We start from the raw sequence: 19819 nt of genomic DNA on the forward strand, positions 1-19819 counted from the left end.
CCTGTTCCCGGCCGCTTCGGCCTGCGGTTTCCTGAAATGCAACAAGGGTTTGACAGTTCTCATGATGAATCGGCTCTCCACCAACGAACTGCCGCAGCCGGCCCTGAGATCCTCCGAACCCGGCCAGCTCGCCGTCGAGATTCTCGAGCGCCTGAAATACCGCATCGGCAAGGATCCGAAGGTCGCCAAGCCGCACGACTGGCTGACCGCCGCCATTCTGGTGGCCCGCGACCGGATCACCGACAAGTGGATGGAGTCGACGCGCAAGACCTATGCCACCGGGGCGAAGCGGGTCTACTACCTTTCCCTCGAATTCCTCATCGGTCGCCTGATGCGCGACGCGATGACCAATATCGGTCTGATGGACGAGATGCGTGACGCGCTCGCCTCGCTCGGCGTCGATATCGATGTGGTCGCGCAGCTCGAGCCCGACGCCGCGCTCGGCAATGGCGGCCTCGGGCGCCTTGCGGCCTGCTTCATGGAATCTATGGCGACGGTCGACGTCCCCGCCTATGGCTACGGCATCCGCTACATGCACGGCCTGTTCCGCCAGCAGATGGCCGATGGCTGGCAGGTCGAACTGCCAGAAACCTGGCTGGCGCATGGCAATCCCTGGGAATTCGAACGGCGCGAGAGCTCCTACGAGATCGGCTACGGCGGGAGCGTCGAAACGGTCAATATCGACGAGGAAGTTCAGCGCTACGTCTGGAAGCCGGCGGAACGGGTGATCGCCACCGCCTTCGACACGCCGGCGGTCGGCTGGCGGGCGAAGCGCGTCAACACGCTGCGGCTCTGGGCCGCACAGCCGATCGACCCGATCCTGCTCGACGCCTTCAATGCCGGCGACCATATCGGTGCGCTGCGCGAGAGCAACAAGGCGGAGTCGCTGACCCGCGTGCTCTATCCGGCCGATGCAACGCCCGCCGGCCAGGAATTGCGCCTCCGGCAGGAATATTTCTTCTCGTCCGCCTCGCTGCAGGACATTCTGCGCCGGCATCTGCAGCAATATCCGGACTTCACGTCGTTGCCGGATGCGGTTGCCATCCAGCTCAACGATACCCATCCGGCCGTATCCGTGGCGGAACTGGTGCGGCTCTTGACCGACGTCCACGGGCTTGGCTTCGAAGAGGCCTGGGACATCACCCGGCGGACTTTCGCCTATACCAACCACACGCTGCTGCCGGAGGCGCTCGAAAGCTGGCCGGTGCCGCTCTTCGAGCGGCTGCTGCCGCGCCACATGCAGATCGTCTACGCCATCAATGCGAAGGTCCTCATCGAAGCGCGCCGGCAGAAGCATGCGGCCGACGAGGAGATCCGCTCGATCTCGCTGATCGACGAAACGGGCGAGCGACGGGTACGGATGGGCAATCTCGCCTTTGTCGGCTCGCACTCCATCAACGGCGTCTCGGCACTGCATACAGAGCTGATGAAGGAAACGGTGTTTGCCAACCTGCACCGCCTTTATCCGGACCGCATCAACAACAAGACCAACGGCATCACGCCGCGCCGCTGGTTGATGCAGTGCAATCCCGGCCTTTTCGCGCTGATCCGCGAAGCGATCGGCGACGAGTTCATGGACAATACCGAAGCGCTGCAGGCGCTCGACGCCTTCGCCGACAAGGCGGATTTCCAGGAGCACTTCGCCGCCGTCAAGCGTGCCAACAAGGTTCGGCTGGCGAAGCTGGTCCAGGGAACCCTCGGCATCAGGCTCGACCCTTCGGCGATGTTCGACATCCAGATCAAGCGCATCCATGAGTACAAGCGGCAATTGCTCAACGTCATCGAGGCCGTGGCGCTCTACGATCAGATCCGCTCGCATCCGGAACTCGATTGGGTGCCGCGCGTCAAGCTGTTCGCCGGTAAGGCGGCGCCGAGCTACCACCACGCCAAGCTGATCATCAAGCTCGCCAACGATGTCGCCCGCGTCATCAACAACGACCCGGCAGTGCGCGGTCTCCTGAAGATCGTCTTCGTCCCCAACTACAACGTCTCACTTGCCGAGGTGATGGTTCCGGCCGCCGATCTCTCCGAGCAGATCTCGACCGCCGGCATGGAGGCGTCCGGCACCGGCAACATGAAGTTCGGCCTCAATGGCGCGCTCACCATCGGTACGCTCGACGGCGCCAATGTGGAGATGCGCGACTGGGTCGGCGAGGAGAACATCAAGATCTTCGGCATGACCGCCGATGAAGTGGCGAAGGCAAGGGCCGAGGGGCACAACCCGCGGGCCATCATCGAGGGGTCGCGCGAGCTGTCGCAGGCGCTCGCGGCAATCGCCTCCGGCGTCTTCTCGCCGGACGACCGCAACCGGTTCGCCGGCCTCGTCGACGGTCTCTACAACCATGACTGGTTCATGGTCGCCGCCGATTTCGAAGCCTACGCAAAGGCTCAGCGCGAAGTCGACCAGCTCTGGACGACCCCGTCCGACTGGTATTCGAAGACGATCCGCAACACGGCGCGCATGGGCTGGTTTTCATCCGACCGCACGATCCGGCAATATGCCGGTGAGATCTGGAGAGCTGGATGACCTCACCGCCCGGCAAGGACGAAACGCCAGCTGCGTCAGGCTTCCTGCCGGCGCAGGAGATCGAGGCAATACTTTCCGGCACCCACAGCGACCCCTTTGCCGTTCTCGGCGTGCATGCATCCGGCAAAAGCTATGTGGCACGGTGCTTCATCCCCGGCGCAGAAACGGTGGTCGCGGAGACACTCTCCGGCAGCGAAATCGGAGCACTTCACCGGCGAGACGATGCCGGCTTCTTCGAAGGTCCCGTCTCGCTCCGCAAGGAGCAGCCGGTCCGCTACCGCGCCCGCAACAAGGGCGGCGAATGGATCGTCGTCGATCCATACAGTTTCGGTCCCGTCCTCGGACCGATGGACGACTATTACATCCGCGAAGGCTCGCACCTCAGGCTCTTTGACAGGATGGGGGCCCATCCGATCTCACATGACGGCGCCGAAGGCTTCCACTTCGCCGTCTGGGCACCGAATGCCCGGCGCGTGTCGGTCGTCGGCAGCTTCAACGAGTGGGACGGGCGCCGGCACGTCATGCGGCTGCGGACCGATACCGGCATCTGGGAGATCTTCATCCCCGGCGTGCCGATCGGCGCCCCTTACAAATACGAGATCCTCGGCAAGGACGGCACGCTGCTGCCGCTAAAGGCGGATCCTTTCGCCCGGCGCTCGGAACTGCGCCCTGATACCGCATCGGTAACGGCAGCCGAGATCGTCCAGGTCTGGGAGGACGAGGCGCATCGGCAGCACTGGGAAGAGGTCGATCCGCGCCGCCAGCCGATTGCGATCTATGAGGTCCATGCCAGTTCGTGGCAGCGCCGCGACAATGGCGATATGCTCACCTGGGACGAACTGGCAGAGCGGCTCATCCCCTATTGCGCCGACATGGGTTTCACCCATATCGAATTCCTGCCGATCTCCGAGTTTCCCTACGACCCGTCCTGGGGTTACCAGACCACCGGGCTTTTTTCACCGACCGCCCGCTTCGGCGAGCCGGAGGGCTTTGCCCGTTTCGTCAATGGCTGCCACAAGGTCGGCATCGGTGTCATCCTCGACTGGGTGCCGGCACATTTTCCGACCGACGAGCATGGCCTGCGCTGGTTCGACGGCACGGCGCTCTACGAGCACGAGGATCCGCGCCAGGGCTTCCACCCCGACTGGAACACGGCGATCTACAATTTCGGCCGCGAGGAGGTCGCCGCCTATCTCATCAACAACGCCCTCTACTGGGCCGAGAAGTTCCATGTCGACGGCCTGCGCGTCGATGCGGTCGCCTCGATGCTCTATCTCGACTATTCGCGCAAGCATGGCGAATGGGTGCCGAACGAGTATGGCGGCAATGAAAATCTCGAGGCGGTCCGCTTTCTGCAGACGATGAACTCCCGTCTCTACGGCATTCATCAGGGCGTGATGACGATCGCCGAGGAGTCGACCTCCTGGCCGAAAGTCTCCCATCCTGTCCACACCGGCGGGCTCGGCTTCGGCTTCAAGTGGAACATGGGCTTCATGCACGACACGCTTCAATATCTGTCGCGCGAGCCGGTGCACCGCAAGTTCCACCACAACGACATGACCTTCGGGCTGCTCTACGCCTTCAGCGAGAATTTCGTCCTGCCGCTGTCGCATGACGAGGTCGTGCACGGCAAGGGATCGCTGATCGCCAAGATGGCCGGCGACGATTGGCAGAAGTTCGCCAATCTCAGGGCCTATTACGGTTTCATGTGGGGCTATCCGGGCAAGAAGCTGCTGTTCATGGGGCAGGAATTCGCGCAATGGCGCGAATGGTCGGAAGAGCGCCAGCTCGACTGGAACCTGCTTGAATACCACCTGCACGAAGGCATGCGGCGGCTGGTCCGCGACTTGAACGGCACCTATCGTGCGAAGCCGGCGCTGCATGCGCGCGACTGCGAGGGCGAGGGTTTCGAGTGGCTGATTGCCGACGACCGGGGCAATTCGGTCTTCGCCTGGCTGAGAAAAGCACCGGGCGAGAAGCTGGTCGCCGTCGTCACCAATTTCACCCCCGTCTATCGCGAGGGCTATGACGTGCCGCTGCCGGTGGCAGGACGCTGGAAGGAAATCCTCAACACCGACGCAGAGATCTACGGAGGAAGCGGCAAGGGCAACGGTGGCGCCGTTCTCGCGGAAAAGAAATCGAACGGCAGGACGATGGCCACCATCACGCTGCCGCCCTTGGCGACACTGATGCTGGAGCAGGATTGAGGAATGGGTCTCGTCGGCACCGCCGGCGGACGGATAGAAAGAAATCATGGGGCCCGCGAGGCGTCGCAGAATGCCGCCGGGCGGTCCTCGAAGAACTGATCTTGGGGAGGACAAATGGTGGAAAAGCGTACTCAACCCCTGGCCCGTGATGCCATGGCCTATGTTCTCGCCGGCGGCCGCGGCAGCCGACTGAAGGAACTAACCGACCGGCGCGCCAAGCCTGCCGTTTATTTCGGCGGCAAGGCGCGCATCATCGATTTCGCGCTTTCCAACGCGCTGAATTCCGGTATCCGCCGCATCGGCGTGGCGACGCAGTACAAGGCCCACTCGCTGATCCGGCACCTGCAGCGCGGCTGGAACTTCTTCCGCCCCGAGCGCAACGAGAGCTTCGACATCCTGCCGGCCAGCCAGCGCGTCTCGGAGACGCAATGGTATGAAGGCACCGCCGACGCGGTCTTCCAGAACATCGACATCATCGAGGATCACGGCGTCGAGTACATGGTCATCCTCGCCGGCGACCACATCTACAAGATGGACTACGAGTTGATGCTGCAGCAGCACGTCGATTCCGGCGCCGATGTGACGATCGGCTGCCTCGAAGTGCCGCGCATGGAGGCGACAGGTTTCGGCGTCATGCATGTGGATGACAAGGACCGGATCATCGCCTTCGTCGAGAAGCCGGCCGATCCGCCCGGCATTCCGGGCAACCCGGAGATGGCGCTCGCCTCCATGGGCATCTACGTCTTCCACACCAAGTTCCTGATGGACATGCTGCGCCGCGACGCGGCCGATCCCAAATCGAGCCGCGACTTCGGCAAGGACATCATTCCCTATATCGTCGAGCACGGGAAAGCCGTGGCGCACCGCTTCACCCATTCCTGCGTCCGCTCGGACTTCGAACGCGAGGCCTATTGGCGCGACGTCGGCACCATCGACGCCTATTGGCAGGCGAACATCGACCTCACCCATATCACGCCGGAGCTCGACATCTACGACAGCACCTGGCCGATCTGGACCTTCTCCGAGATCAAGCCGCCGGCGAAATTCGTCCATGACGACGACAATCGCCGCGGTTCGGCGACCTCGTCCCTCGTCTCGGGCGATTGCATCATCTCCGGCGCAACGCTCAACAAGAGCCTGTTGTTCACCGGCGTCCGCATCAATTCATACTCCCGACTCGAAAATGCCGTAGTTCTCCCCGACGTGACGGTCGGGCGGCATTCGATCCTGCGCAATGTCGTCATCGACAGCCGGGTGGTCATCCCGGAAGGGTTGATCGTCGGCGATGATCCGGAGCTCGACGCCAAGCGCTTCCGCCGGACCGAGAACGGCGTCTGCCTGATCACCCAAACGATGATCGACAAGCTGGGAATGTAGGCCGCCGTATGAACATCCTGTCCGTTGCGTCCGAGGTCTACCCGCTGGTCAAGACCGGGGGGCTCGCCGATGTCGTCGGCGCGCTTCCCGCGGCGCTTCTTCCCCATGGCATCCGCACCCGCACCCTCGTGCCCGGCTACCCCGCCGTCCTTCACAAGCTCAAGAAGAAAAAGAAGGTCGGCGGCATCGACAATCTATTCGGCCATCCGGCGACCGTGCTTGCGGCCGAGTTCGACGGACTGGACCTGCTCGTCCTCGATCAACCGGCGCTCTACGATCGCGACGGCGGGCCCTATCTCGATCCGACCGGGCGCGACTATCCGGACAATTTCCGCCGTTTCGCGGCCCTGTCGCTCGCAGCCGCCGAAATCGCCGGCGACGGCGTCGTTTCCGGCTGGAAGCCCGATATCGTTCATGTTCACGACTGGCAGGCGGCGCTGACGCCGGTCTATATGCGCTTCGGCTCGGCCTGGAACGTGCCGACCGTGCTGACGATCCACAACATCGCCTTCCAGGGACAGTTCGGCCCTTCGGTGTTCGCCGAGCTCTCTCTGCCGCCCGAGGCGTTCTCGGTGCAACTCGTCGAATATTACGGCGATGTCGGGTTTCTGAAAGGCGGCCTGCAGACGGCGACGGCGATCACCACGGTCAGTCCTTCTTATGCGCACGAAATCCTGACGCCGGAATTCGGCATGGGGATGGAAGGGCTTCTGGCAAGCCGCGCGCTCGATCTGACCGGGATCGTCAACGGCATCGACGTCGACACCTGGAATCCCGAGACGGATCCGCACATTGTCCGCAACTACGGTCCGACGGCGATCAAGCAGCGAGCAGTCAACCGCAAGGCTCTGGAAGAGCGTTTCGGCCTGGATGATAGCCGCGGCCCGATCTTTTGCGTCATCAGCCGGCTCACTTGGCAGAAGGGCATGGACCTCCTGGCCGAAGTGGCCGACGATATCGTCACGCTCGGCGGCAAGCTTATCGTGCTCGGCTCAGGCGACAGCGCGCTCGAGGGGGCGCTCTTGGCGGCTGCCTCGCGCCATCGCGGCCGCATCGGCATGGTCACCGGCTATGACGAGCCGCTGTCGCACCTCATGCAGGCGGGCTCTGACGCGATCCTCATTCCCTCGCGCTTCGAGCCCTGCGGCCTGACGCAGCTCTACGGTCTGCGCTATGGTTGCGTGCCGATCGTCGCCCGCACCGGCGGCCTCACCGACACGGTGATCGACGCCAACGAGGCGGCGCTGTCGGCGAGAGTCGCAACCGGCTTCCAGTTCCGCCCGGTCACCGCCGACGGCCTGCGTCTTGCGATCCGGCGCGCGATGCATGCATACAACGAGCCGAAAGTGTGGGCGCGCCTGCAGCACCAGGGCATGAAGTCCGACGTTTCCTGGGCCAAGAGTGCGGAACGCTACGCTTCGCTCTACTCCGGTCTTCTCGCGAAAGGCTAAGACAGATGATAAAAACCGTCTCCACCAACCCCTATGGCGACCAGAAGCCCGGCACATCGGGCCTCAGGAAGAAGGTTCCGGTCTTCCAGCAGAAGAACTACGCCGAGAACTTCATCCAGTCGATTTTCGATTCGCTCGAAGGCTTCGCGGGAGAAACGCTGGTGATCGGCGGCGACGGCCGCTACTACAACCGCGAAGTCATCCAGAAGGCGATCAAGATGGCGGCGGCGAACGGCTTTGGGCGGGTGCTCGTCGGCCGCGGCGGCATCCTGTCGACGCCGGCCGCCTCGAATGTCATCCGCAAATACGAGGCCTTCGGCGGCATCGTGCTGTCGGCAAGCCACAATCCCGGCGGCCCGACCGAGGATTTCGGCATCAAGTACAATGTCGGCAATGGCGGTCCCGCACCAGAAAAGGTGACGGATGCGATCTTCGCCCGCACCAAGGTGATCGACAGCTACAGGATCGCCGACGGCGACGTCAATCTCGATGTCGAGGGGTCGCAGCAGGTCGAGGACATGACCGTTACGGTCATCGATCCGGTCGCCGACTATGCCGAGCTTATGGAGAGCCTGTTCGACTTCGCGGCGATCCGCAAGTTGATCTCCGGCGGCTTCCGCGTTGTCTTCGACGCGATGAGCGCCGTCACCGGACCCTATGCCAAGGAGATCATCGAGAAACGGCTGGGCGCACCGAAGGGCTCAGTGATGAACTTCATCCCCCTGCCCGACTTCGGCGGCCATCACCCGGACCCGAATCTCGTCCATGCCCGCGCGCTCTACGAGACAATGATGGCACCCGACGCGCCCGATTTCGGCGCCGCCTCCGACGGCGACGGCGACCGCAACCTGATCGTCGGCAAGGGCATTTTCGTCACCCCTTCCGACAGCCTTGCGATCCTGGCCGCCAATGCGCATCTGGCGCCGGGCTACGACAAGGGCCTTGCCGGCATCGCCCGCTCCATGCCGACGAGCGGTGCTGCCGACCGCGTCGCCGAAAAGCTCGGCATCGGCCTCTACGAGACGCCGACCGGCTGGAAATTCTTCGGCAACCTGCTCGACGAGGGCCTGGCGACGATCTGCGGCGAGGAAAGCGCCGGCACCGGGTCCAACCACGTGCGCGAAAAGGACGGGCTGTGGGCGGTGCTGCTGTGGCTCAACATCCTGGCGGTCCGCAAGGAAAGCGCGCTCGACATTGTCCGCCGGCACTGGTCGACCTATGGCCGCAACTATTACTCGCGCCACGACTACGAGGGCGTCGATTCCGACGCCGCAAACGGCCTGATCGCCGCGCTCCGCGACAAGCTCGCCGGCCTGCCGGGCACGAGCTTCGGCGCGCTGACGGTCGAGGCCGCCGATGATTTCTCCTATAACGACCCGGTCGACAAGTCGGAGAGCAAGAACCAGGGGATCCGCATCCTCTTCAAGGGCGGATCGCGCGTCGTCTTCCGGCTTTCCGGCACCGGCACCTCCGGCGCGACGCTGCGCGTTTATATCGAGCGCTTCGAGCCCGACCCGGCGCGCCACGACCTCGACACCCAGGAAGCGCTGGCCGACCTGATCGCCGTCGCCGACGAGATTGCCGAGATCAAGTCGCGCACCGGCCGTGAGGAGCCGAGCGTTATCACCTGAGGAACAGTGCGGCGAGGATCGCGACCCGCGGCCCTTCTCTCTACTGCCCTCAACCCCCTCTGCCCTGCCGGGCATCTCCCCCACAAGGGGGGAGATCGACTCGCGGCAAGCCCATCGCTCCCGCAGGAAAACCGGCAGCCCGAGTCCGGCGACGGGCACCGGCCGAGCCACATCCAATCTCCCCCTTGTGGGGGAGATGCCCGGCAGGGCAGAGGGGGTGGACGGAATACAGAATTCAGTTGTGAATCAAAAAGGACGTGCCGTCATGCCGACGACCGGAATTCCACCCCTCGGCGTGATGCACACGCCTGGCGGGACACGTTTTGCCGTCTGGTCGCACAATGCCGCCCGTATCGAGCTCTGCCTGTTCGACAAGCAGGGCGAAAAGGAATTGCGCCGTCTGCCGATGGCGCGCGATGGCGATGTGCACAGCATCACTCTTCCCGACGTGCCGCCTGGCAGTCGCTATGGCCTACGCGCCGAGGGCGTCTACTCACCCGATCACGGATTGTGGTTCGATCCATCGAAGCTGCTGGTCGATCCCTATGCTATTGAACTCGACCGCCCCTTTCTCCACGATCCGCGCCTGACCGTCTTCGGCGAGGAGACCGCCGACCTCGTGCCGAAAGCGATCGTGACCGACGTCAAGGCACTCAACCCGAAGCCGCCATTGTTCCAGCCTGGCGGGCTGATCTACGAGGTCGCGGTCAAGCCGTTCACTATCCTTCATCCGGAGATTTCGGAAAAGAAGCGCGGCACGCTGGCCGCCCTCGCCGAGCCGGTCGTCATCGAGCACCTGCACCGCCTCGGCGTCTCCGCCGTCGAACTGATGCCGATCGTCGCCTGGATTGACGAGCGGCACCTGCCGCCGCTCGGGCTTCACAACGGCTGGGGCTACAACCCGATCGCGCCGATGGCGCTCGATCCGCGCCTGGTTCCAGGCGGCATCAAGGAACTGCGCAAAACCGTCGAAGCCCTGCACAAGGCCGGCATCGGCGTCATCCTCGATCTCGTCTTCAATCATTCTGGCGAAAGCGACCGCTACGGCGCCACGCTTTCGATGCGCGGGCTCGACAATCTTACCTATTATCGCCATGTCATCGACCAGCCGGGAGAACTTATCAACGACACCGGCTGCGGCAATACCATCGCTTGCGACCACCCGATGGTTCAAAGGCTGATCCTCGATAGCCTGCGTCACTTCGTTCTTGCCGCCGGCGTCGACGGATTCCGCTTCGACCTTGCCTCGATCCTCGGCCGGGATATGAGCGGCTTTCATCGCGACGCAGCACTCTTCTCGGCAATCGCAGCCGATCCCCTGCTGTCGGACCGCGTACTCGTCGCCGAGCCCTGGGACACCGGTCCCGGCGGCTATCAGCTCGGCAATTTCCCTGAAGGCTTCCTCGAATGGAACGATCGGGCGCGCGACGATATCCGCCGCTATTGGCGCGGCGACCGACATGCTGTGGGCGCGCTCGCCACAGCGCTTGCCGGCTCCTCCGACACGTTTTCGCGCTGGGGCGAGACGAGAACACGCACCGTCAATTTCATTGCCGCCCATGACGGCTTCACGCTTTTCGACCTCGTCTCCTACGCGCGCAAGCACAACGAGGCGAATGGCGAAGGCAATCGCGACGGGCACAACGAGAACTACGCCTGGAACAACGGTGCCGAAGGCCCGACCGACGATCCGGAGGTCGTGACGGCCCGGCGGAGCGATGCCATGGCGCTCCTCGGCAGCCTCTTCGCCTCGCGCGGAACGATCATGCTGGCGGCAGGCGACGAAGGCGGCCGCAGCCAGCACGGCAACAACAACGCCTATGCGCAGGACAACGCGATCACCTGGCTCGACTGGGAAAAGCTCGACCAAAAACTCGTCGACCACACGGCCGCGCTCTCCGCCATGCGCCGCCGCTTCGGCATCTTCGCCGAGACGTCATTCTTCACCGGACAAGGCGACGTCGCCTGGCTTCGCCTCGACGGTCACCCGATGACGGTCGAGGATTGGGAACATCCGGCAACCGACAACCTGGCCATGGTTTTGGCGACCGAGGATCGGCAGCAGCAGCGCTCGACCCGGCTCGCCGTCGTCATCAACCGCAGCCATGCGCCCCACCCCTTCAGACCGCCCACCAGCCTCGTCGGCGAATGGCGCGATGCCCTCTCGGGTGCTAGGCTGCCGGCCTTCGCTCCGGCGCGCTCGGTCAGCTTCTTCGTCGAGGTTTTCTAAAGTTTTACCGCCACTTGCTAGAAATTGCCCGGCCGGCCTATAGATCGATAGGGGGGCCGCTGGTTCAGGACAAACAAATGCCGCAAGACATTTCACTTTCCGACGTCAAGAATCTGATCGGCAAAGAAATCGGCGTGTCCGACTGGATCACCGTTTCCCAAAAGACAATCGACAATTTTGCCGAAGCGACGGGCGACTTCCAGTTCATTCACACCGATCCCGAGCGCGCGGCCGCCGAGACGCCCTTCGGCGGCACGATCGCGCACGGCTTCCTGTCGCTCTCGCTGCTCTCGGCGATGAACTACAATTGCCTGCCGAAGATCCGCGAGCAGACGATGGGCATCAACTACGGCTTCGACAAGGTGCGCTTCATGGCGCCGGTCAAGAGCGGCGCGCGGGTGCGCGGCCGCTTCAGCATGGCAGACGCCCGCTTCCGCGGCGCCGGCATGCTGATGATCACCTATGACGCGACCGTGGAAATCGAGGGCGAGCGCAAGCCGGCGCTGACGGCGGTGTGGCAGACGATCATCCAGTTCGACCCGAAGGACCGGCCGGCGGATGTCTGACGAGCCAACTTTATGCGCCAATGACGAGGAACGCCGCAAGTTGCCCCTCTCCTCGGGTTTAACCCGGGGACTAGCCCTCTGCCCGTAGCGACGGGGAGACGGGACTGGCGCCGGCGCGGAACAGTCCTTCGCCCCGCCTGCGGGGAGAAGGTGGCGGCAGCCGGATGAGGGGCGAACATCGGAAAAAGAAAAAGCGGCAGATCGCTCCGCCGCTTCCGATGCTCTTTTCAATGCGCCGCGTCTTCAGCGCCTTCCGAAAGCAGGCCGAAGACGAAGGGGGCGAACGACCGCCAGCACTCGAGGCGGAACGTATCCTCCGCCGTGCGGAGGAGAACGATCTCGGCCTTGCCGAAGATGGTGCGCGAGCAGGCGCCGACCGGGAAGAGGCCGAGCGACAGGTCCTGCGGGCAACCGCTGTTGATGGCCACTTCCGCGCCTGGTCCGCTGACGATGACCGCCGTGTTGCGGTGCGACACGTCGACCGCGGAATGCAGGGTACCGCTCTGGGCGGCAGCGCCCATCAGGTCGGCGCCGTCCTCGTCGATCACCAGCCACTCGTCCGGACCGAGCCAGAGCGCGTGGCGCTTGGCCGTCGATGCCGAGGTCTTCGGCCGCGTCGGGAGCGTCACCCCGAGAGCGGCCGAGAGGGCCGGCACCGCGTCCTTGCCGGCGCGCAGGGATATCCGCGAGGCGGGTGCCGCCGGCGTGAGGATCGCCGCGTGCGAGCCGCCCCTGAGGCCGGCGAGCGGAGCTTTGCGAATTGCCTGGTCAGCCATGGAGGCGACCTCCTTCCTTGTCAAAGAACACCGTGTCGCTCACTTCGACCGCAATCGTCCGGTCGGCCATCGGCACGTAGAGCGTCTGGCCGAGGCGCGCCTGTCCGCCGGCGACGACGGCCAGCGCGATCGAGCGGCCGCAATTCGACGACCAGTAGGACGAGGTCACATGACCGAGCATGGTCATGGGTTTCGGCTCGTTCGGATCGGCGACGATCTGCGCGCCTTCCTCCAGCACCACCTTCGGATCCTTGGTGAGCAGGCCGACGAGCTGCTTGCGGCCATCCTTGACGAGATCGGGCCGCTTCAGGCCGCGAATACCGATGAAGTCCGGCTTCTTCTTCGACACCGCCCAGGAAACACCGGCGTCATGCGGCGTGAGGGTGCCGTCGGTGTCCTGGCCGACGATGATGTAGCCCTTCTCGGCGCGCAGAACGTGCATCGTCTCCGTCCCGTAGGCGCAGGCGCCCATCGGCTCGGCCCGGGCCCAGATCGCCTCCCAAACCGCCTGGCCGTAATCCGCCGGGACGTTGACCTCGAAGCCGAGCTCGCCGGTGAACGACATGCGGAAGAGCCTGGTCGGAACACCGCAGATCCGCCCTTCGGCGACGCTCATATGCGGGAAGGCTTCGTTCGAAAGATCGATGCCCTCGACGAGCGGCGCGATGATCTCGCGCGCCTTCGGTCCCTGCACGGCGATGACGGCCCATTGCTCCGTCGTCGAGGTCAGCCACACCTTGAGATGCGGGAACTCCGTCTGGAGATAGTCTTCCATGTGCTGCAGGACGCGCGGCGCGCCGCCGGTCGTCGTCGTCACGTGGAAGCGATCCTCGGCGAGCCGGCCCACCACGCCGTCGTCATAGACGAAGCCATCGTCGCGCAGCATGATGCCGTAGCGGCACCGGCCGGGCTTCAGGTTGTCCCACGCGTTGGTATACATCAGGTTCAGGAACTGGGCTGCATCGGGGCCGACGACCTCGATCTTGCCGAGCGTCGAGGCGTCGAAGACGCCGGCAACGTCGCGGACGGTCTTGCACTCGCGGGCGACGGCGTCATGCATGCTCTCACCGGCTTTCGGATAGAACCAGGCGCGCTTCCAGTTGCCGACATCCTCGAACTCGGCGCCCTGCGCCTCCTCCCAGGCATGCATCGGCGTCTTGCGGGCCGGATCGAACAGGCTGCCGCGCGAATGGTTTACGATCGCGCCGAAGGTAACCGGCGTATAGGGCTGGCGGAAGGTCGTCAGCCCCACCTCGGGGATCCCCTTGCCGAGCGCTTCCGCGGCGATCGCGAGCCCGTGCATGTTGGAGAGCTTGCCCTGGTCGGAGGCCATGCCGTTCGTGGTGAAGCGCTTGATATGCTCGACAGAGTGCATGCCCTCGCGCACGGCCAGGCGAATGTCCTTGGCGCAGACGTCGTGCTGGAAATCGATGAAGGCCTTGACCGTCGTATCGGGCCCCGCCCCTTCGGCCGCCCCGATCATGCCACCGGTCCATTCGAAGGCGTTCTGACCGGTGAGCGTTACCTGCGCACCACCTTCTGCGCCGGAGGCCCGCGCCGCCAGCTCGCCGGCGGCAAGCGCCTCGTCGATCGTCGCCTGGAGATCGTCGGTGCCGTTGCATGCGCCGATCGACAGGCAGTCCTGCGCATAAGTGCCCGGCAGGAAGCGCTCGGTCTCCGCATCAAACTTCACCTTGCCGCGCGACTGCGAGAAGAGGTGCACCGAGGGTGTCCAGCCGGCCGAGACGAGCAGCGCATCGACGGCGATCTTGCGTGCCCCGCTGCCGCCATTGCGGGCGACGGTGATCGAGGCGATCCGCAGCTTCCCCGTCGTGTTGACGACGGAGTGCCCCTTGAGCACCTCGATGCCGAGCTCTCTCGCCTTTTCCAGCACCGCTTCGCCCGGTTTTTCGCGGCAATCGACGAGGACCGGAACCGCGACGCCGGCCTTCTTGAGGTCGAAGGCGGCCTCGTAGGCGGAATCATGCGCGGTGTAAATGCCGACCTTCTTGCCGACGGCAACGCCGAAATGGTTGAGGAAGGTGCGGCCGGCCGAGGCCAGCAGGATGCCCGGCCGGTCATTGTTGGCGAACACCATGTGGCGCTCGATCGCGCCGTTGGCGAGGATCACCTTCTTGGCGCGCACCTGCCAGAGCCGCTCCCGCGGCAGCGCCTTGTCAGGCGAGGCGAGATGGTCGGTCACCCGCTCGACCAGTCCGACGAAATTGTGGTTGTAGTAACCGAAGGCCGTCGTGCGCGCCAGCACGGTGACGTTGTCCATGCCGCCAAGCGCCCTGCCGGTCTCCTGGGCCCAGTCGTAACCGGGTTTGCCGTCGATGGTCGTGCCGCTGTCATAACGTAGCGCGCCGCCTACATCCGGCTGCTCGTCGCAGAGGATCACCTTCGCCCCCGCCTTTGCCGCGGCGAGCGCGGCCGCGAGACCGGCAACGCCGGCGCCGACCACCAGCACGTCGCAATGGGCATAGCGGCTCGCATAATGATCCGGATCGGGCTCGGTCGGCGCCACGCCGAGGCCGGCTGCCCGGCGGATGAAGGGCTCGTAGAGCGCGTGCCACGCCGCCTTCGGCCACATGAAGGTCTTGTAGTAGAAGCCGGCGGCGAAGAAGGGCGACAGGAGATCGTTGAAGCCGCCGACGTCGAAGGCAAGAGACGGCCAGCGGTTCTGCGACGCGACCTTCATGCCGTCGAACACTTCCTGGACGGTGGCGCGCACGTTCGGCTGGCGGCGGGCCGCATCGCGCGAGACGTCGAGAAGCGCATTCGGCTCCTCGGCGCCGGCCGAAAGGATGCCGCGCGGGCGGTGATACTTGAACGAACGGCCGACGAGATGGATGTCGTTGGCGATCAGCGCCGAGGCGACCGTATCGCCCTCTAGCGCCGTCAGCGTGCGGCCGTCGAAGCTGAAGCGTGCGGTGCGGGCCGGCGTCAGGCGCCCCGCACCGGAAATGCGATTGACCCCGCTCATTGGGCTGCTCCTTCCAGGGCCTCGTAGGTTTCGACCGTCGCGCTCGTCTCGGGCGCCGCGTCGAGATTGGGCTTCGGCTCGCCGGCCTTGTAGGTCGTCAGGAACCGGTCGCTGACCGTATCGCGGGCGGCGTTGAAAAACCGGCCGCAGCCGTGGATGTGGCGCCATCTCTCGAAGATCACGCCCTTCGGGTTGTCGCGCAGGAAGAAATAGGCCTCGAATTCTTCGTCGCTGATCTCGGCGATGTTGGTCGGACGGGCGATGTGGGCATCACCGCCGTTGCGGAATTCGAGCTCCGAGCGCTCTTCCTCGCAATAGGGGCAGTAAATCAGAAGCATCTGGTAATTCCTCGCGTTAGAGCGCCGCGTCTTCCCCGGAAGGCGCAAAGGTCGCTCTATCCTTCAACTCTAGTGCGCAACGGCGGCGGCAGCCGCCTCGTCGATGAGCCGCCCGGTGCGGAAGCGCTCGAGCGTCAGCCCGGCGGCGAGCCGGTGCGGCTCCCCGCGTGCGATCAGATGGGCGAAGAGATTGGCCGAACCCGGCGTCGCTTTGAAGCCGCCCGTGCCCCAGCCGGCATTGAGGTAAAGCCCCGGCACCGGCGTCACCCCCTGAATCGGCGAGCGGTCCTGGGTCACGTCGACGATGCCGCCCCATTGCCGCATCATCTTGACGCGGCGGAACATCGGGAAGAGCTCGCAGATCGCGTCGAGCGTATGGGTGATGATCTGCAGGCCGCCGGTCTGCGAATAGGAATTGTACTGGTCGGTACCGGCGCCGATGACGAACTCGCCCTTGTCGGACTGCGAAATATAGGCATGCACCGAGTTCGACATCACCACGCAGGGGAAGATCGGCTTCAGCGGCTCGGAGACCAGCGCCTGCAGCGGCTGGCTCTGCAGCGGCACGCGCACATCCGCCATCTGCATCAGCACCGAACTGTGGCCGGCGGCGGAAATGCCGATCTTCTTCGCGCCGATGAAGCCGCGATTGGTGTCGACGCCGGTAACGCGGCCGGTTTCGTCGCGGCGGATGCCGGTCACTTCGCAATTCTGGATGATGTGCACGCCCCGGTCGGACGCTCCACGCGCATAGCCCCAGGCGACCGCATCGTGACGCGCCGTGCCTCCGCGGCGCTGCAGTGCCGCACCGTTGATCGGGTAGCGGGCGGTCTTGGCAATATCGAGCGGCGGACAATAGGCCTTTGCCTGTTCCGGCGTCAGCCACTCGTTGTCGATGCCGTAGAGCCGGTTGGCATTGATATGCCGCTTGAAGGACTGCTGGTCGTGGATGTTGTGCGACAGCATCATCACGCCGCGCGGCGAGTACATGACGTTATAGTTCAGGTCCTGCGACAGGTTCTCCCAGAGCTTCAACGAATGCTCGTAGATATCCATGCTCTCTTCATAGAGATAGTTGGACCGGATGATCGTCGTGTTGCGGCCGGTATTGCCGCCGCCGATCCATCCCTTTTCAAGCACGGCGACATTGGTGATGCCGTGCTCCTTGGCGAGATAATAGGCTGCCCCAAGGCCATGCCCCCCGCCGCCGATGATGATCACATCATAGTGCGGGCGTGGCTCCGGCGAGGCCCAGTGGGGGCCCCAGCCCTTGTGGCCGCGCAGTGCCTCACGCGCCACGGCGAAAACAGAATATTTGCGCATCCGCCTGCTACTCCATGAACCCCGAAAATACGTTCTGTCGGCGTTAGAAATCGCAAATCCGGTGACGGCGCAACGTTTCTTTTGCGACGCGATCCGGCGGACTTGGTCGGACTTGCGACATGGGCGACAAGCATTCGAGGCGTAAGCCCTCCTTCTGTCCCGCTGTGGCGCATTTTTGCCGGCAGCGATGCTCTCGCCGCTGGACTTTCGGCCCGTCATCTGGTATCCGCTCCTCTAATCGTAGAGCTTTCGGCTCGGCGAACGTAGACTTATTGCCTCCCAAACCTGATGGTGAGGCTGCCAACTCGAACAAAGGAACGGGATTCACGTGCAGGTACTTGTCCGCGATAACAATGTCGATCAGGCGCTTCGCGCACTCAAGAAGAAGATGCAGCGCGAAGGCATTTTCCGCGAAATGAAGATGCGTGACTTCTACGAAAAGCCGTCCCAGAAGCGTGCGCGCGAAAAGGCCGAGGCTGTCCGCCGCGTTCGCAAGCTGGCTCGCAAGCGCGCGCAGCGTGAAGGCCTCCTGGCCCGCTGATTGGTCGTTTTTTCGACGCTTTCCAATGTAAATCGTGGCGGGGGCGAGGCATCGCCGCCGCCATTTTGATATGGACACCCTGTCCGTCGGCAGTTTAGCGTGACTGCCGCATCAGTTGGCGACGGTCAGCCGCCCGGAAATAGGCCGGTCGGTTCATCCGAGGCGCTCATTGAGCCCCGGAGCCCCGCGCCTTCGCCGCTCTCCGTAAAGGAAAGCACTGGGACCTGTCGCTTGAGGGATCGACTTTGACACTTGCTGCCATGACTGCGGACGTCTCCGGTTTCACCTTTCAAGAGGCGCACCGCCGCCGCCAGCGCAATCCGAAGCTTGCTGCCATGCTGATACTCGGCTCGGCTCTGCTGCTTGCCGGATGCCAGACCGACAACGCCTCCGAATCGATGATCCGCGTCGAGCGGAAGCAGGGCTCGGAAGAAAACATCGCGTCGCTGTCGAGCGTCATCGCCTCCAATCCGAGCGACCCGGAAGCCTATAATGTGCGTGGTTCGGCCTATGGCCGCGCCGGCGAATTCCGCCGGGCGCTTGCCGATTTCGACCAGGCGATCAAGCTCAACCCGAGCTTCTACCAGGCCTATGCCAACCGCGGGCTCGTCCATCGCAACATGGGCGACCAGCAGGCGGCGCTTGCCGACTACAATGCGGCGCTCCAGCTCAATCCGAATTACGACGTCGCCTATATCGGCCGCGGCAATCTCTATCGCCAGGCCAACCAGTTGGACCCTGCCCTCAACGATTTCAGCAAGGCGATCCAGCTCGACACCACCGATCCCCGCGCCTACCACAATCGCGGCCTGATCTATCAGGCGCGCAATGATCACGCCAAGGCGATCGAGGATTTCTCGACGGCGATCTCGCTGTCGCCGAGCTCGGCCGAGCCCTATAACGGCCGCGGCATTTCCTATGCGGCGCAAGGCGACGACGACAACGCCTTCTCGGATTTCAACACAGCCATCAACCTCAACGGCAAGCTCGCAGAATCCTGGGCAAACCAGGCGCTGATCTACGAGCGTCGCGGCGAGAAGGCCAAGGCGCAGAAGTCCTATTCGCACGCGCTGCAGCTCGATCCGAAATATGAGCCGGCCCGCGCCGGGCTGGAGCGCGTCAAGGCAATGTCCTGAGGTCGCTCCCTCGCTAATTTCAGACGCCCGTGGCGATGCCGCGGGCGTTTTCTTTGTGGAATGCCGATCTGGTAGCACCGGCAGATTGCGGAACCATCAGGGGTTCTATCCGTTTGACCAGAGCTTCCAAACGGAGATCTGAGCCATGATCAGACACATTGTCATCGCGGCGGCCGCCCTTGCGGCCCTTTCAGGAACGGCGCCCGCCCAGAACTATATGGCGCTCGGTCGCCTGACCTGCGGCTCCGAGGGCGGCACGGGGCTCATCGTCACCTCCACTAAAAACCTGATGTGCACCTTCAAGCCTGCGGATGGATCGCCAGGAGCCGTCTATGCCGGCAGGATCACCAAGATCGGCATCGACATTGGCTCGACCGGCAAGACCGTCATGGTCTGGGACGTGCTGGCGAAGACCGGCACGCCTTTCACCGAGTATGCGCTGGCCGGCGAATATACCGGTCTCGGTGCCGATGCGAGCTTCGCCGTCGGCGGCGGCGCAAAGGTTATCGCCGGCGGCACCAACAAGGCCTTCATGCTGCAGCCGATCAATGTCCAGGTCCAGGAGGGCCTGAACGTCGCGCTTGGCATTGATCATCTGATTTTGGCGCCGGCGGGCTGACCGAACACTCAGATACTGCTGGGGGCCCGTCGCGGGCCCCCAGCAGGTTCACGCCTCCCGCAGCCCCCTCGACTGAAACCCCGCCGACTTGCGCGCGACGGCAAGGCGCGC

The 19819-nt window shown here is 64.1% G+C and carries 14 protein-coding genes; 10 read left to right on the forward strand and 4 right to left on the reverse strand.

From position 1 onward, the window contains the following. Positions 1–61 precede the first annotated feature (61 nt). The 7 genes from NXT3_RS17220 (at position 62) to NXT3_RS17255 (ending at position 11989) form a co-directional block, all read left to right on the forward strand. Positions 62–2527: a glycogen/starch/alpha-glucan phosphorylase gene (locus NXT3_RS17220; RefSeq protein ID WP_097526699.1), complete on the forward strand. Its 2466-nt coding sequence runs from the start codon at positions 62–64 to the stop codon at positions 2525–2527. Next, positions 2524–4734: a 1,4-alpha-glucan branching protein GlgB gene (glgB, locus tag NXT3_RS17225; protein ID WP_104839748.1), complete on the forward strand. Its 2211-nt coding sequence runs from the start codon at positions 2524–2526 to the stop codon at positions 4732–4734. The genes NXT3_RS17220 and glgB overlap by 4 nt, the downstream gene beginning before the upstream one ends. 114 nt (positions 4735–4848) lie before the next feature. Next, complete coding sequence (glgC, locus tag NXT3_RS17230) at positions 4849–6111, forward strand: glucose-1-phosphate adenylyltransferase (RefSeq protein ID WP_037420325.1); 1263 nt, start codon at positions 4849–4851, stop codon at positions 6109–6111. Positions 6112–6119: 8 nt separating this feature from the next. Next, on the forward strand, positions 6120–7562 hold the full coding sequence (gene glgA, locus NXT3_RS17235) for a glycogen synthase GlgA (protein ID WP_037420327.1): 1443 nt from the start codon (positions 6120–6122) through the stop codon (positions 7560–7562). Positions 7563–7567: 5 nt separating this feature from the next. Further along, entirely contained in the window at positions 7568–9193 is a 1626-nt protein-coding gene (locus NXT3_RS17240) for an alpha-D-glucose phosphate-specific phosphoglucomutase (protein WP_104839749.1), read from the forward strand. A 265-nt stretch (positions 9194–9458) separates the two neighbouring features. Next, positions 9459–11423 carry a glycogen debranching protein GlgX gene (gene glgX / locus NXT3_RS17250; RefSeq protein ID WP_104840023.1) on the forward strand — a complete coding sequence of 655 codons (1965 nt, stop codon included), beginning with the start codon at positions 9459–9461 and terminating at the stop codon, positions 11421–11423. A 77-nt stretch (positions 11424–11500) separates the two neighbouring features. Then, positions 11501–11989, forward strand: a complete 489-nt coding sequence (locus NXT3_RS17255) for a MaoC family dehydratase (protein WP_037420336.1) — start codon at positions 11501–11503, stop codon at positions 11987–11989. Between the two features lie 227 nt (positions 11990–12216). Here NXT3_RS17255 and soxG read toward each other — a convergent pair whose 3' ends face one another. The 4 genes from soxG to NXT3_RS17275 all read right to left on the reverse strand — a co-directional run bounded on the left by soxG (position 12217) and on the right by NXT3_RS17275 (position 17412). Continuing rightward, positions 12217–12765 carry a sarcosine oxidase subunit gamma family protein gene (gene soxG / locus NXT3_RS17260; protein WP_037420338.1) on the reverse strand — a complete coding sequence of 183 codons (549 nt, stop codon included), beginning with the start codon at positions 12763–12765 and terminating at the stop codon, positions 12217–12219. Continuing rightward, positions 12758–15751 (reverse strand): sarcosine oxidase subunit alpha, encoded by a 2994-nt coding sequence (locus NXT3_RS17265; protein ID WP_104839750.1) that lies wholly within the window; start codon positions 15749–15751, stop codon positions 12758–12760. The genes soxG and NXT3_RS17265 overlap by 8 nt, the downstream gene beginning before the upstream one ends. Beyond that, complete coding sequence (locus NXT3_RS17270; RefSeq protein ID WP_037389331.1) at positions 15748–16089, reverse strand: sarcosine oxidase subunit delta; 342 nt, start codon at positions 16087–16089, stop codon at positions 15748–15750. The genes NXT3_RS17265 and NXT3_RS17270 overlap by 4 nt, the downstream gene beginning before the upstream one ends. Before the next feature lie 69 nt (positions 16090–16158). Next, a complete protein-coding gene (locus NXT3_RS17275; protein ID WP_037420346.1) occupies positions 16159–17412 on the reverse strand; it encodes a sarcosine oxidase subunit beta family protein in 1254 nt (417 codons plus the stop codon). 328 nt (positions 17413–17740) lie between these two features. Between NXT3_RS17275 and rpsU the strand changes: the two genes are divergently transcribed. The 3 genes from rpsU to NXT3_RS17295 all read left to right on the forward strand — a co-directional run bounded on the left by rpsU (position 17741) and on the right by NXT3_RS17295 (position 19708). Next, positions 17741–17953, forward strand: coding sequence for a 30S ribosomal protein S21 (rpsU, locus tag NXT3_RS17285; protein WP_012709405.1), 213 nt, complete (start codon positions 17741–17743; stop codon positions 17951–17953). A gap of 245 nt (positions 17954–18198) precedes the next feature. Beyond that, the gene (locus NXT3_RS17290; protein ID WP_037420349.1) at positions 18199–19089 is read left to right on the forward strand and encodes a tetratricopeptide repeat protein; all 891 of its coding nucleotides are present in this window, start codon (positions 18199–18201) and stop codon (positions 19087–19089) included. A gap of 145 nt (positions 19090–19234) precedes the next feature. Further along, complete coding sequence (locus NXT3_RS17295) at positions 19235–19708, forward strand: DUF992 domain-containing protein (RefSeq protein WP_097526707.1); 474 nt, start codon at positions 19235–19237, stop codon at positions 19706–19708. Positions 19709–19819: the final 111 nt, after the last annotated feature.

The organism is Sinorhizobium fredii (assembly GCF_002944405.1).
Lineage (GTDB): Bacteria > Pseudomonadota > Alphaproteobacteria > Rhizobiales > Rhizobiaceae > Sinorhizobium > Sinorhizobium fredii_C.

Coding starts and splice junctions, on each gene's coding strand:
- NXT3_RS17220 (WP_097526699.1), top strand. CDS start 62: ATGATGAATCGGCTCTCCACCAACGAACTGCCGCAGCCGGCCCTGAGA.
- soxG (WP_037420338.1), bottom strand. CDS start 12,765: ATGGCTGACCAGGCAATTCGCAAAGCTCCGCTCGCCGGCCTCAGGGGC.
- NXT3_RS17275 (WP_037420346.1), bottom strand. CDS start 17,412: ATGCGCAAATATTCTGTTTTCGCCGTGGCGCGTGAGGCACTGCGCGGC.
- glgX (WP_104840023.1), top strand. CDS start 9,459: ATGCCGACGACCGGAATTCCACCCCTCGGCGTGATGCACACGCCTGGC.
- NXT3_RS17295 (WP_097526707.1), top strand. CDS start 19,235: ATGATCAGACACATTGTCATCGCGGCGGCCGCCCTTGCGGCCCTTTCA.
- glgA (WP_037420327.1), top strand. CDS start 6,120: ATGAACATCCTGTCCGTTGCGTCCGAGGTCTACCCGCTGGTCAAGACC.
- glgB (WP_104839748.1), top strand. CDS start 2,524: ATGACCTCACCGCCCGGCAAGGACGAAACGCCAGCTGCGTCAGGCTTC.
- glgC (WP_037420325.1), top strand. CDS start 4,849: ATGGTGGAAAAGCGTACTCAACCCCTGGCCCGTGATGCCATGGCCTAT.
- NXT3_RS17265 (WP_104839750.1), bottom strand. CDS start 15,751: ATGAGCGGGGTCAATCGCATTTCCGGTGCGGGGCGCCTGACGCCGGCC.
- NXT3_RS17240 (WP_104839749.1), top strand. CDS start 7,568: ATGATAAAAACCGTCTCCACCAACCCCTATGGCGACCAGAAGCCCGGC.
- NXT3_RS17270 (WP_037389331.1), bottom strand. CDS start 16,089: ATGCTTCTGATTTACTGCCCCTATTGCGAGGAAGAGCGCTCGGAGCTC.
- NXT3_RS17255 (WP_037420336.1), top strand. CDS start 11,501: ATGCCGCAAGACATTTCACTTTCCGACGTCAAGAATCTGATCGGCAAA.